The organism is Prevotella sp. E13-17, from assembly GCF_022024035.1.
Taxonomy (GTDB): Bacteria; Bacteroidota; Bacteroidia; order Bacteroidales; family Bacteroidaceae; genus Prevotella.
In genome coordinates this window covers 643,816-657,337 of sequence record NZ_CP091787.1, presented here as the reverse complement: position 1 = coordinate 657,337, position 13,522 = coordinate 643,816, and the positions used below count along the sequence as shown (strand labels likewise).

Below are 13,522 nucleotides of genomic sequence, written 5' to 3'. Positions count from 1 at the left end.
ATTAATATTTCTAGTTGCTATTTTGAACATCATCTACAAAACACGATTTTCTTCTGTGTTTTATTTTTTTATCACCTTGACAACGATGCCGTCCACATAGAACAAGTAGTTACCGCCTGGGTAGCTGCTCATGTCTATGGTTACCTCGTTGCCCTGGAAGCATTTCCTTGCCATCTCTATGCCCTTGAGATTGACAATACGCAGGTCATGTTCATACTTATCAAAGCCTTCGACGGTGATTGTTGTGGAGTTGACAACGGGGTTCGGGTAAGCACGTACCTTTGCCGTCTGTGTGGGTTCGCCGTAGAGTGTCTCCATATCGTACTGAGCGCATGTGTAGGTGGGTTCGCCGTTCATCTTTGCGCTGACGAAATACTCGCCTTCCAGCTTAGCACCGTTCTCCGGACGATAGTAGTGACCAGTGGCACCTGGTATGGGTTTCCATGCCTCAGAGCTGTTGTTGCGGTGATACCACTGAATGTCTGTGAAGCACCTGTCGGTATCAACGAGGACAATTGTATTACTGAACAACGGTCTGACATAGGTTTCCGGCAGGTTGACGTGGAAAGATACGTTAAGTGCCTTGCTCTCAAGCCACGTGAAGCGGCTGTCACGGAATTGAACCGTCATGGTGTAGTCACCTGTAGGCAGATCCACTGGGATATCTACGAAGATTGTTCCGTCCTTGCCGGTTGTGGGTAGCGGCGTCCAGTCCACGTCAGTGAAACGGCTGTCCTCATATTCAATCTTGTACTGGTCAGGGTTGCCGCTCTTGAGGTGATAGGGGATGCTGTATCCGCTGCCGTCGCAATAGCCATAGGCATAGACCTCGATACCCTCTTGAATCTTCATATCTTTTTTCTCAGTATCCCCTTCCTCCGCAGGGACAAAGCCTTCGATGATGACACCTCCGGTGGTGAAGGTTTCGCTGGTCGGGGTCAAGTCGTAGTTAGCGAGCAGTGCAGCGTCGCCCGTCAGCTCGTAGGAGAGCGTGATGGTCTTGTTCTCACCTACCGTAGCGTCTGAGAACGTGGCGGTGGTGTTGTGAGCGATGGCATCGCTGAGCTTGATGCCCTCCAGCTCGCCGGCATTCAGTACCACAGCCGTGGTGTTGCCATCGGCAATCTTTGCCACCTGTGCCTCGGCACCTGATACTTTGACCGTAGCCTTGTTGACCGTCAGTGTTGCAGGCACGATGGTGATGTCGTAGTTCTGAGCCTCGGCAACCGGAGTGATGGAATAGGTGCCGACAGAGCTTCCTTGCTCGTAAGCGCAGGTATAACCTATCTTATTCAGAACGGTCTCATCTTCCTCGTTCTTCCAGCCCTCGAACACAGCGGTGTAGTCGGGAGCCTCGTCGCCGTAGATAATCTCTTTGTTATCGGCAGTGATGGTCAGTGCCGCCTTGCTTACCGTTACCTTTCCGTTGACGAAGGTGATGTCGTAGTTCGGGTTGCTGACGCCAGACGGAACAATGTCGTACTCGCCCGCATTGGCTGTCGGGGTATATTCGCACGCATAAGCGATTTCGCCGGTGAGCACATCCTCGTTATCCTCGCCCTGCCAGCCGGCATAAGTAACCGTGTAAGCTGGTACGGGGTCGGTGTAGGTGACGGACTTGCCGTCCGCGGTAATAGTCAGTGCCGCCTTGGCGATGGTCACTGCTACTGGTTCCGGAGCAATGGAGTCCGTATGGTTGCCGTCGCCGATGAGCTTGTAGTAGATATTGTATGTACCGGCTTCCTTGGCGTACGGGCTGTATGCCACCCAGTTCTCATCGTCATTCGGGTCCAGCGTGTATGCCAGCGTTCCGTCGTTGCTATCACCCGTGGTTACCAGAGTCTGGCTTTCGCCGTTATAGGTCAGCGTGTTCGCTGTCGGAACGGTGAAGGACGGAGCGGCTTTGAGGACGTTGAGTGTACCGTTGACATAGGTGATCTCGTAGTTGGTCGATGTCTGTCCGCTCGGAGTGATGGTGTAAGGACCTACGTTGCTGCCGACAGCATAGTCGCACGCGTATGCCAGTTCGCCCATCAGCACGTCAGCAGGCAGGTCTTCGCCCTTCAGACCGTTGTACGATACGCTGAAGCCCGGTGCTGCATTGCCGTAGATGACGGTCTTATTCTCTGCGGTGATGGTCAGCGGAGCCTTGGCGATGGTCACCTTCGCCTTCTGTACTGGCAGACAGCGGTGCAGTACGTCAGTAGAATCGACATAATAGAAGATGTCGTGCGTGCCAGCATCCTTGATTTGCGGCAACTCGGTGGACCACTCTACGCTGTCGGTCGAGTACTTGAATTGACCACCAATAGCCGTACCGTTAGCCAGAATTGTCTGTGGTGCGCCGTTGTACATCAGGGTGTCGAAGATTTGCGGCTCTTTGGTTACAACAGCCAGCACGGTGTCCGGAGCAAAGAACGCTAACAGGTCGGTGTTGCCCTGTACCTGCACGTTAGCGCGGAGCGTAGCATCTACGGCTGCACCGTTGCTCCAGTTACGGAGGTGGAATCCTTTCGCCGGAGCAGCCTGTACTTTCATTACCGCACCCGGCACAGCGAAGAACTTGTTGTCTTCACCGACATGGATACTATCGGTCAGCGGTGTCACCGCTGCTACGGTACCCCACTCGGCGTTGTTGGTCTTCAGTTTCAAGGTATCCGGCGCAAGCACTGTTACATGGAAGGCAACGGAGTCGTACTTGAAGTCCGCATCGTTGCGGTGGATAGCCGCCAAGTCTGCCTCACCAACCCCATTGATAGAGAAGCTGCCGATACCGACTACGCTCACTACATCCTGATTCGAGGAGAAAGCCTCCAGTACGGAAGTGCCTGCCATAACTGCCTCAAAGAATTTATTCGATGCTTTGATGTTCGGGATAGCAACCAAGGACTGGAATCCGTGATAGCCGGTGATAGCGGTGACAGGCTGTTTGTCCTTATCCACCCAAGCCAGTTTAGGCTCGTCCTTGTAGGTAACGCGGAGCATACGATTGCCGGCAGGCATGTAGGCTTGCCATGCACCGGAAGCCTGCTGCGCGGGCGTAGTCATCATCTGGTCAACACTCGGCAGTGCCGGACGTATGTAAGAATAGGACATCATATTGGCTGCCGCCGTGTTGATATCAACAACAGTACCGTCAGCATTTACCTGAACGGCTGCCTGTTTGTTGAAGATCACTTTACCGCCGATGGCTGCGCTGACGGAAGCAGTGTTCCCGTCAATCAGACCTCCAGTCATCCAGAAGCCTCCGGGCAGTTCTGCCGCTGTGTTATATACGCCGCCGCCCGCGTCGGATGCCTTGTTGCCGGTAATCTCGCCTCCGTAGAGAGTGAAGGCACCGTTGTTGAGCACACCACCGCCAATGCTGAGGGTGTTACCGCCGGTGATCTTACCGTTGCCGGCATTGTCCATGATGGCGAGCGTACCGTTATTGATGATCACGCTACCGTTGGCAGTGGGGGTTGTCAGGGTGCGGTTGAGCGTGTGTCCGTTGAGGTCGATCACAACGGTCTTGCCGGCAGGAACGGTCAGCGCCGCATCCGTAGAGGTAGCCGTCACGTCGGTGGTCAGTTTGATGACGCCGCCATTGTTGACAGCCGCCTGCAGGGCAGCCCAGCCGGTGATCTCACCCGCCTCTTTGTTCATATCCAGCCCGGCGTTCTCGCTCTGGAGACCAGTTATCTCACCGTCTTTGATGGTGATTTTGACAGTTTCGGAGCTCAGTCCGGTGTAAGCCGGGAGGGGCAGTTCGAGCGTATAGGTGAAACTGCCGTCCTCATTCTCCACCTTGGAGGCTGCGGTGAAGTCGCCGAAGGGCACATCCAAGGTGTAGTTACCACCCATGAAGGTAGCACGGAACTCGTTCACTTCGTCGCCGCGGCTGTAGCTGATGACGCCGGTATTGACGCCGTAGCCCGTCCATGTCTCGTTGCCGAGGGCGGCATAGAGTTCAGAGAGGATACCGAACTTCTCCATATCCGGCATGACGGGTTGTATATAGTCGTATTTGACCATACCTGTCTTAGCCGTTGTGTTGCTGACCGTACTACCGGTGGCGTTCACCTGAACGATAGCCATGTTGCTGAAGGTCACATCGCCTCCGATGGCTGCGAAACTGCCGGCGGTATTGCCGTCGATGAGTCCTCCAGTCATCCAGAAGCCTGCCGGTGCTGCCGCAGCGTTATATACGCCGCCGCCCATGCCGGATGCCTTGTTGCCGGTGATCTCACCTCCGTAGAGGGTCAGCACACCGTTGTTGAGGATACCGCCGCCGTTGCCGGTGGTCTTACCGCCGGTGATCTTGCCGCCGTTGGTGGTCTGGATAGCGAGTGTACCGTTATTGACAATCACGCTACCATTGGCAGCAGGGGCTGTCATGGCGCGGTTGATAGTAAATCCGTTGAGGTCGAGCACGACGGTCTTGCCGGCGGGCACGGTGAGCGCCGCATCAGCGGGTGTCGCCGTGATGTCGGCAGTCAGCTTGATGACACCGCCGTTGTTGATAGCCGTCTGGAGCGCAGCCCAGTCGGTTATCTCGGCACCCTCTTTGCTCATCTCCAGTCCTGCGTTCTCGCTCTCCATGCCGGTTATCTCACCGTCTTTGAGGGTGACGCGCAGCGTCTCGGACGCCATACCGGTCTGGGCAGGCAGGGAAACATTCAGCGTATAGGTAGCAGAGCCGTCGGTGTTGAGAGTCTTGGTGATAGAGTTGACATCGCGGAAGGGGATATCGAAGGTATAAGTACCGCCCATGATGGTAGCGCGGAACTCTTTCGGCTCGTCACCGCGGCTGTAGCTGATGACGCCGGTGTTGACGCCGTAACCCGTCCAAGCTTTCTCGCCGAGGGCGGTATGGAGTTCCTGAAGGATAGCGTCGTTGGCTTCCCAGTGGGCAGTATAGCTCTTTCCCTCCGTTGAGCCCTTGGCAATCGTGACTGTCAGTTGCACCTCCTCGCCGTTGGAGCCCGTCCAGCCGAGGAAGGTATAATCCTCGCGCACGGGAGCCTTGAGCGTAAAGGTCTCCGTCTCGATATTATAACTTGTCGGGTTGCCGGTATCCGTACCGCCTTCAAGGTTATAGGTGATGGCGTATGGTACCGGTGCCCAGTAGGCATAGAGCGTAGTAGCAGCAGTCTTGTCCCAGTTCTTGGCAGAAGTGCCGTTGGCGTTGTAGTATTTCGTACCTTTGCCCTTTGCCTCGGTGTAGTAACCGCCGAAGGTATAACTTGAACGAGTAGGAACGGTGATTTTCGGCATTGCCGCAGCATAGGTAGCCGTGGTAGAACCCGAACCGCCCGTTCCGCTCTGCTGGTTCAGCGTCACGGTGTAGGTATTGGCTGTCCAGTAGGCATAAAGTGTCGTTGCAGCGATCTTGTCCCAGTTCTTGGCAGAGGTACCGTTGGCGTTGTAGTATTTCGTACCCTTACCGTTCGCCTCGGTATAATACCCTTGGAAGGTATAACCCGTGCGGTTCGGAACAGTGATTTTCGGCATGGCTGCAGCATAGGTAGCCGTTGTCGAACCCGAACCGCCTGTACCACTCTGCTGGTTGAACGTCACGGTGTAGGTGTTGGCTTTCCAGCGGGCATAGAGCGTCACATTACCCTTGCTACCCGATGTAGCGGATATATCCCCTTGGTTGTCATAGGCTTTGGAACCGGATGTCGAAGTAGCCCATCCGTCGAAGGCATAACCCGTGCGGCTGAAGGCGTTGGCGGTCAGTTTGGCGCTGTTCTCCACCGTCTGCCTGTTCATCGAGCCGCTGCCTCCGTTGGCGTTGAAGGTCACATACTTGTAGTAGTAGGTTGTCCATGTCGCACTGACATGCCTGAAGGAGCCCCACTCATGCATACCGTCCACGGGGTCTGCGGAGCTGACCACGTGGGTCAGCAGCAGGCACCATGACTTGGTGGCGGAGCTGGCGTTGCCGCTGTTGTCGAAAGTAAAGGTCTTCACGTAATTACTCGTAAAGACTCCTTTATCGTTCAGGGCGATGTTCCGGAACTGCGCTAACAGTTTGTCGGAGCCCGTTTTGTTGTAGTATTCCTCCGTGAAATCCACCGTGAGTGCATTGATATCCTGCCACGTACCTTGCAGTCCGTAGAGACAGGTGTTGGAGTAATGTTTTTTGGATTGGCTGCCTAAGACGAATGTCCATGTCAGCACCCTACGCGAGTAGGACTCCAAAGTCTGATCGATGTAATAGGTGGAGAAGACACCGTTCTTTTGGTTCTTGTTGGCTTTTCCGCTCTTGACGGTAAAACCGACACCGTCTCCATCGCACCAGGGACCTTCAACGGTTGCCCAGTGGCTGTTGTTCAAACCATTGAAAGATATCGCCGGGTTATCGTCTCTGCCACAGCAACCGGTCCGGTAGTCCATGTACGTCCATGGGCCTTGGGTCACCTGTGCCCATGCGCCGGTTGCGCCGAAGACTATCAACGCAACAAGCATCAATTGTTTAAATCTATTTCTCATAGCTGTAATCATTTATTCATTATGCTTATTGGTTAACAGTTCCGCCGTTAGGGTCGATGGTGGCACTGAGTTGCGCCTTGTCGCCGCTGAGGGTCAGTGTCGTACCCGCTCCAGCAGCCCGGATGCCGTACGCGCCTTCCGTAGTACAGGTGATGGTGTTCTCACCTACGACAACTATCTCGGCATTGCCGCCGCAGAGGACTGCGGGATGATTAGCCGTGTTCGTCAGGTTCACGTCCTTGAAATAGACTTTTGCATCCGGCACGATGACAATTGAGATATTGCCGTTAGCGGTACCGGTGATGCTGTCGCCGTCCAGGATGTAAACCACGCTGTCAGTTACAGTAGCGAGGTCGAGGAGATACGGTACTATCTCCACCAGCTTCACGTCCTCGGGTTTGGTAGGCAGCAGGTCGAACCGGTCGTTGGCTGCAATATTCTTGACAGCGCCGTTGACCACGGCTACCTCTTCGTCGTTCACCTTGACGCTCCATCCCTCGGGGATACCGAAGAGGCTGTAGGTGGTAGGATAGTTGTAGGCGATAGGGGCAACGACGGCTGCCGGAGCATTATTGCTCACAAGGCGCACGCCGAAAGCCTGACGGACACCGCTTTCGTCATTTGCAAGTGCATCGCTTTTGGAAAAATAGATGTTATGTGCCATATTGCTCCCACTAGAAACCGTGCAGGTGTAATAGAGTACGTCAGTGCCACATCCGCCTGTTCTAACATTCGCTGTCGCATTAATTTTAGAACGCTGTCCGCACGCGGGCAGGAATACACAGCCCGCTTGTTCCAACGCCGTCCAACCGGCTGCGGTACAGGTCGTGGCGAAATCGCTTTTGTCGTTAATCGTGCCCCAAGTAACACCCGCTGTTGCGGCACCGGCAAAGGCATCGGGGAAGATGATGAGTCCCGTTACCGGTGTGCCATCGGTATTGATGGTAGCCATCGTATAGCGTGCGTCTGCGGTAGCATTGACCGTCACACCCGTGGCACGTGTGTCCAACAGATAGACCCACTCGTCCTTGCTCAGCGTACGCCAGTCGTTATAACCTTCCAGCATACCGGTGAAATCCGTGCTCCATGTATAGGCGGTCGGATCATTAGTAGTGAGATTCGGCGTTTTGCCTTCGCCCCATGTACCCCAGCCGAAGAGACCGATTACCGTCTTGTCGCCGCAGTTGTCAGTAGACCAGGGGTTGGCATTCGTCTCAATCATGTCATACTGGTTCGTAGCGAGGCGGAAGGTGCCGGTGCTCCAGTCCACAGAGGTACTCTCGCGGGTGTATTGCAGGTTGCCGCGCGAGAAATAAACTACCTGCGTTGCACTCACCGAGAACTTGCCCGGCAGTTTGGCATTTGCAGGTGCTCCCCAACTAAGCCCAACGCTGGCAGCGAGAGCCAAGGTCATTAAGAATCTTTTAAAAACTTTCATAATCGCTGTTTTGTTAGTGTAATTTCTATTTAAGGTAAAACCAATTCAAACTGAAACCCAAAATGCTACTATCATTGCCTATATTTGGGCATTTTATTTATCATGTTTTGTTATTCAGGTCAGTGAAACTGATTTTTTGCAAATATAATATTTTTTAAACATCGTTGTTATATTACAATCTACAGTTTAACCTTTTTTAACCCGCAAAGAAACCTATTCCGACGCCATTTAAAGCGTTTGGCGGCATTATTCTAAACGTGAGTTCGACGTAAGTTTTAGGCAATAAGTCTGCTTCTGTCGATGATTTCTATGTTCATTTCAGGTTTCTTTGGCAGCAAGTTGTAGGCAATAAGCCCAGCGAACAGGTTGGTGGCAATGTTGTTGATGGAGCGGTGTCTGGTAAGCTCAATCTGGCAGACGTAGCCGAGGTAGCCCCATACGGAGCCACCTTTAATTATTTAAGGTCCTTTTTAAAACCTGCCTTTATTCTGCCTCTAAAGAATGACGTCGGAACAGGCGTTTAGCAAGCCCGCCTAAGAAAGCCAAAAGAATATAGGAGAAGAGACCTGCAATGATGCCATCGGTGATGCTACCAGTGACAGGCATGAGCAAAATGGTGAGAAAGGCCGGCATCATCTCTTTTGTATTGGTCAGCGATATATGACGCACTGATCCAAAGAGATAGAGACCTGCCATCACCATGACAGGAGCCGTAGCGGCAGCAGGGATTGCCAGAAAAACAGGTGCAAGGAAAAGACTGGCGGCAAAACATAACGCAACGACAAAAGCTGAAACTCCCGTACGACCACCCTCGGCAAACCCGGTAGCACTCTCAGCATAGGTCGTCACGGTGCTGCATCCTAAACATGCTCCTGTCATGGTGGCCAGGGCATCGCTGAGCATGATTGATCGCAGATGTGGAATACGACCATTCTTACGCATCAGTCCGGTGCACGCCATGATTCCGACAATCGTTCCTAAACTGTCAAAGACATCGAAAAACAGCATGATAAGCACACAGACCCAGAGATCAGGAAGAAGAAGATAGTCTAAAGAGAACTGACAAAACAGGGGAGCTGGTGATACTGGCATTGAGAACACATCGTTGGGTACTGTGGTCACACCCAAGGGGATGCCGATAAGTGTCACAAAGATGATGCTGAGCAATAGCCCACCCTTAATATGCAGAATGGCAAACAGTCCTGTCAGCAAGAGACCAATAAGAAAAAGTATCGAGGTCGGTGTAGTCATCGTCTCTAAATGGTTAAAGATGGTGCCATCGGCCAGCATGCCACTGCTCTTGAAGCCCAACATGGCAATGAAGAAGCCAATGCCTGCAGCTATGGCATACTTCAAAGATGATGGCACAAGCTCGAAGATAAGCTGACGAAGATTTCCGATGCAAAGCAACACAAACAGAAGGCCTTCGATAAGAACGGCTGTCAGAGCGAACTGCCAAGGATAGCCTAACGACAGGCAAACTGTCTGAATAAAGAAGATGTTGAGCGTGAGACCTGGAGCCTGCCCGAAAGGACGTTTAGCCAGAAAAGCCATCAGCAACGTGCCTATGACGGTTGCCAAAATAGAGGCTGTCAACACGGCTTCTACGGGAAAACCAACCTTTCGCAATGGCTCGGTCATGGCAGGCAACAACGCCAAGATATAAACCATGGTAGTAAACGTTGTCAGACCTGAAACAATCTCGGTCCTGAGGTTATGGCGATGAACAGAAAAGCCCATCAAAGCAAGAAATTTTTCTTTCATACGGCGAAATGGATGGGTATAACAAGATCGAACTTTGCCCCTTTAACATAAGTGGTATCAAGGGTCAGGGTGGCATTGATGCGCTCTGCTATCAACCGTGCGATAGAGAGGCCAAGACCCGTACCGGGAACAAAACTATCCAGTTTAGTAAATCGTTCAAACACAAAATCTTTCTTTTCTGCAGGAATACCAGGACCTGTATCCATGACAGAAATACATATTTGCGTGTCAGAGCTATAGAGAGAAAGGGTGATACTCCCCTGGCTGGTAAACTTCACGGCATTGCTTAGCAACTTCTGAAGAATGGTATTAATCATGTGTGGATTTGTCTTGACAACCAAGTCGGCATCCACATGACTTTCTGTCTTGAATGTCAACGTGGAAGGAACCAATAGCCGAAAGGCATCAGCAGCGAACTCGACTATAGATACAGCAGGGCATTCCTCAAGGGGTGGTGTTGAGCAGTTACTCTCTAAGTCGGAAATCATAATCAGATCGTCAAGAATCGTTGTGAGCTGCCGGGTGTTCTCTTGTATCCGAGTACTAAGTTCGAATCGTTCTTCCTGGGGAATGTCTATATCTGGAGTCGCTAACACCTGACAGAAACCACTTTGTCTTATACTGATATAGGTTGACACATTTAGGAACTTAATAAATGTGTTAAACTTATGAAAAGAACGTATCAAAGGACTCCAAAGGAGAAAAGAGACGAGATTGTCTCAGTATTTTTAAGTGGCGACAACAGCGCAGAAGAGCTGGCCGAGTACTACAATGTTAACCCACATACGATAAGAACTTGGGTTAAGAGATATCGACATTCAAAAAAAGTTGTATCTTTGCAGGCGGATACCAAAGCGCTTGAAGATATGGCACGTAAGAAGAAAGAGGAGAAATCTCCTGAGGTACTGGCACTTGAAGCCCGTGTCCGCGAGCTGGAGTTGCAGAATCTGGCCCTGAACACTCTGATTGACGTAGCCGAAAAGAACGGAATTGATATCAGAAAAAAATCTGGGGCCAAGCAGTAGAAGAACTTCATAGGCAGCATGGCCTGACGGTAACTGCTGCCTGTGATCTGCTTGGCCGAAGCAGGCAGGCCTATTACAAGAAGAAGACGGATGAAACGGAACGGTTGGCCCGTGAGATTCATATTCTTGATGCTGTACGTGAGATACGTGAGATTGATCCAGGGATTGGAGGAGTAAAACTCTGGTTGATGCTTGGTGTAATGTTTAATACGGGTTGGATGCCTGGGCGCGATAAATTTATGAATTTACTTCGTCGCCACAAACTGATGCAGAAGCCTCGCAAAAGCCGCTCTACAACGAACTCCAACCATCGATACCACAAATGGAAGAATCTTATTAAAGGATTCATTCCTACAGCACCCAACCAGCTCTGGGTGAGCGATATTACTTACATTGAACTCAAGAGCGGATGCTGCTATCTGCATCTCGTAACGGATGCCTATTCAAAGAAGATTGTTGGCTGGTATCTGGCAGAATCTCTCTCATCTGCATTTACGCTCAAGGCTCTCCGCATGGCTATAGAACAGGCTGGCGGTGGCGACCTCTCCGGACTCATTCACCACTCTGACCGAGGTGTACAGTACTGCTGCGATTCGTATGTGGAAGAATTGCTAAAACATAACATATTAATATCCATGACAGAGGACTACAAACCTACTGATAACGGCATTGCAGAGCGTGTGAACGAAACAATCAAGTACGAGAGCGTCTATCGTCAGGAAAGGCGATTCGCAACGTATGAAGAGGCTCTTGAGCAGATAAAGCGCTTTGTTGATTTCTATAACAGCAGGCGTCCTCACTACAGCATCGGCATGCAGACTCCAAATGCTGTTCACGAACAGACTGGTGAACAGAAAAAGATGTGGAAGAATAAAATATATCGCAAGAATGAACAGAATCTGCAGATTAATCCATAACTTTGCAGGCGGAATGCTGGAGGGCACTCTTTGGAGGCTTTGCGCCTCCAGCCGCTTGGCAAACCACCGCAGTGTTTTTCATAGTTGTCAACAGTTTCAGGAAAAAGACAACCTTTTCAGTAAAGGTGTCAACGTTTCTAGTAAATTGTCAACTAATTCAGGAAATCGACTGTCAACTACATCAGGAAAAAAGCAATAAACTGTCAACCAAAATCAGGAAAAGACACTTATTGCATTCAAGGGGGTACGAATTTCATGGGTCATATTCTGAATGAAAGACGTCTTGACGCTCAACGCCTGTTCTGCACGATCGCGCTCTACTGCCAACTGCTTATTCTGAGCCACGACCACGTTGCGCTCTCGTTCCAACTGTCTGTTTTTAATCTCCAGTCTATGGTTCCAGCGATTGTTGATTACAAGAAATACCAACATAGCGGTAATACCTAAAATCATGGCTAAGCCTCCGGTTGTGAATCGCGAACGCTGTTGAAGTAACTCGTTTTGTGCCCTTAGTTCATTGAGTGTGGTTAAAGAATCGACTTGCACTGCATCTGCCCAAACGGGCATAGAGATAAAGAGCAATGTCAGGGATGTAAAGACATAAACCGACACCTTGAATAATTTCATACCTCTATCATTTAGTTCTATTGCTTGGCAAAGATACGAAAAAACAAGTCCATTACAAAGAAAAAAAGAGTAAAATGAGCATAAAGTGGTTAAAATACACTAACAGACGAACATTTTTATCGCATTTCCGCTCTAATAAGCGTATATTTGCAAACGAATTCGTTAATTAACTATCAAAACAATCATCTGAAACCAAGCTACAAAAGCAAATGAAAAAATTACTAGTATTACTTTGTATCGCTGCATCTTGTGCGACCACCGAAGCACAACGTCCACGTCGCATGGCTTTTTCAAGTGACACCATCATGGCACACGACCCAGTAATGGCATACGAGAACGGTACATTCTACATGCTCTCTACAGGCATCGGTGTGCAGTGGGCAACATCTCGAGACCGTAAGACATGGACCGTACAAGCCAGCCCTTACATCGAAAACCTTCCTGCCTGGACACACGACTCGGTGCCGGGATTCAAGAACCATGTGTGGGCCCCCGATGTTATCAAATGGCACGGACAATGGTGGCTGGCTTACAGTTGCTCAACTTTCGGAAAGAACAACTCAGCAATCGGTCTGATGTCGGCAAAAGCGCTGAACGGGAAATGGGAAGACCGCGGCTGCATCGTCACCTCAAAAGCAAAAAGAGACCAATGGAATGCGATTGACCCAAACTTTGTCATCGATGACAACGACCAACCTTGGATGACATGGGGCTCGTTTTGGGATGGTATTCAAATAGCAAAACTTGACACGACCATGCACTTGGCCTCAAAACCAAAGACCATTGCACGTCGTTATTTGCCCAACGACCCAAAGGCTGCAGAGAATCCCACATCAAAGTTTGCCGGCCGCAATGCCATTGAGGCTCCGTTCATACTAAAACATGGTGACTTCTATTACCTCTTTGTGTCTTGGGACTACTGCTGTCGCGGTTCAAAGAGCAACTACCGTGTGGCTGTGGGACGTTCGAAAGACGTGGCAGGCCCTTACGTCGATAAGCAAGGTCGCAAGATGCTGGAAGGTGGGGGATGCCTGTTTTTCGAAGGAGACCAAAAAGAGTTTGAGGCTGCTGGTCACTGTGCCGCCTACGACTGGAACGGAGAAAGTTGGTTCGTGTGTCACGGATATGCCAAGAAATATAATGGTGGCGCCATCCTCATACAACGCCTCATCAAATGGTCTGAAGACCAATGGCCCTACATAGATTAATAAAACACGGCTCAAGCGAAAAATGAAAAGGTCTCAGAAAGCTGCGTTATAGTGCTGCTTTCGTCT

Annotated in this window: 8 protein-coding genes and 1 pseudogene; 3 read left to right on the top strand and 6 right to left on the bottom strand. The window is 50.9% G+C overall.

Translation table 11 applies throughout. From position 1 onward, the window contains the following. Positions 1 to 60 precede the first annotated feature (60 nt). From L6472_RS02355 to L6472_RS02335, 5 genes and pseudogenes are all read right to left on the bottom strand, one after another. The gene (locus tag L6472_RS02355; protein WP_237806821.1) at positions 61 to 6,477 is read right to left on the bottom strand and encodes an MBG domain-containing protein; all 6,417 of its coding nucleotides are present in this window, start codon (positions 6,475 to 6,477) and stop codon (positions 61 to 63) included. 25 nt (positions 6,478 to 6,502) lie between these two features. Beyond that, complete coding sequence (locus L6472_RS02350; RefSeq protein WP_237806819.1) at positions 6,503 to 7,915, bottom strand: hypothetical protein; 1,413 nt, start codon at positions 7,913 to 7,915, stop codon at positions 6,503 to 6,505. A gap of 275 nt (positions 7,916 to 8,190) precedes the next feature. Beyond that, a pseudogene (locus L6472_RS02345) lies at positions 8,191 to 8,334 on the bottom strand (IS982 family transposase); the annotation flags it as partial. A 64-nt stretch (positions 8,335 to 8,398) separates the two neighbouring features. Beyond that, positions 8,399 to 9,679, bottom strand: a complete 1,281-nt coding sequence (locus tag L6472_RS02340) for an NCS2 family permease (protein WP_237806817.1) — start codon at positions 9,677 to 9,679, stop codon at positions 8,399 to 8,401. Next, a complete protein-coding gene (locus tag L6472_RS02335) occupies positions 9,676 to 10,317 on the bottom strand; it encodes a sensor histidine kinase KdpD (protein WP_237806815.1) in 642 nt (213 codons plus the stop codon). The genes L6472_RS02340 and L6472_RS02335 overlap by 4 nt, the downstream gene beginning before the upstream one ends. 30 nt (positions 10,318 to 10,347) lie before the next feature. Here L6472_RS02335 and L6472_RS02330 point away from each other — a divergent pair, with 30 nt between their 5' ends. Then, complete coding sequence (locus L6472_RS02330; protein ID WP_237804691.1) at positions 10,348 to 10,704, top strand: transposase; 357 nt, start codon at positions 10,348 to 10,350, stop codon at positions 10,702 to 10,704. Next, a complete protein-coding gene (locus L6472_RS02325; protein ID WP_370640904.1) occupies positions 10,686 to 11,621 on the top strand; it encodes an IS3 family transposase in 936 nt (311 codons plus the stop codon). The genes L6472_RS02330 and L6472_RS02325 overlap by 19 nt, the downstream gene beginning before the upstream one ends. Positions 11,622 to 11,834: 213 nt before the next feature. Here the strand turns inward: L6472_RS02325 and L6472_RS02320 are convergent, their stop codons facing one another. After that, positions 11,835 to 12,248, bottom strand: coding sequence for a hypothetical protein (locus L6472_RS02320; RefSeq protein ID WP_237806813.1), 414 nt, complete (start codon positions 12,246 to 12,248; stop codon positions 11,835 to 11,837). Between the two features lie 209 nt (positions 12,249 to 12,457). On the opposite strand from L6472_RS02320, the gene L6472_RS02315 reads away from it, so the two are divergent. Then, on the top strand, positions 12,458 to 13,456 hold the full coding sequence (locus L6472_RS02315) for a family 43 glycosylhydrolase (protein ID WP_237806811.1): 999 nt from the start codon (positions 12,458 to 12,460) through the stop codon (positions 13,454 to 13,456). Positions 13,457 to 13,522: the final 66 nt, after the last annotated feature.

Excerpts from the sequence above, each read along its gene's own strand:
- L6472_RS02355 (WP_237806821.1), bottom strand. The coding sequence starts at position 6,477 with ATGAGAAATAGATTTAAACAATTGATGCTTGTTGCGTTGATAGTCTTC.
- L6472_RS02350 (WP_237806819.1), bottom strand. The coding sequence starts at position 7,915 with ATGAAAGTTTTTAAAAGATTCTTAATGACCTTGGCTCTCGCTGCCAGC.
- L6472_RS02340 (WP_237806817.1), bottom strand. The coding sequence starts at position 9,679 with ATGAAAGAAAAATTTCTTGCTTTGATGGGCTTTTCTGTTCATCGCCAT.
- L6472_RS02330 (WP_237804691.1), top strand. The coding sequence starts at position 10,348 with ATGAAAAGAACGTATCAAAGGACTCCAAAGGAGAAAAGAGACGAGATT.
- L6472_RS02320 (WP_237806813.1), bottom strand. The coding sequence starts at position 12,248 with ATGAAATTATTCAAGGTGTCGGTTTATGTCTTTACATCCCTGACATTG.
- L6472_RS02315 (WP_237806811.1), top strand. The coding sequence starts at position 12,458 with ATGAAAAAATTACTAGTATTACTTTGTATCGCTGCATCTTGTGCGACC.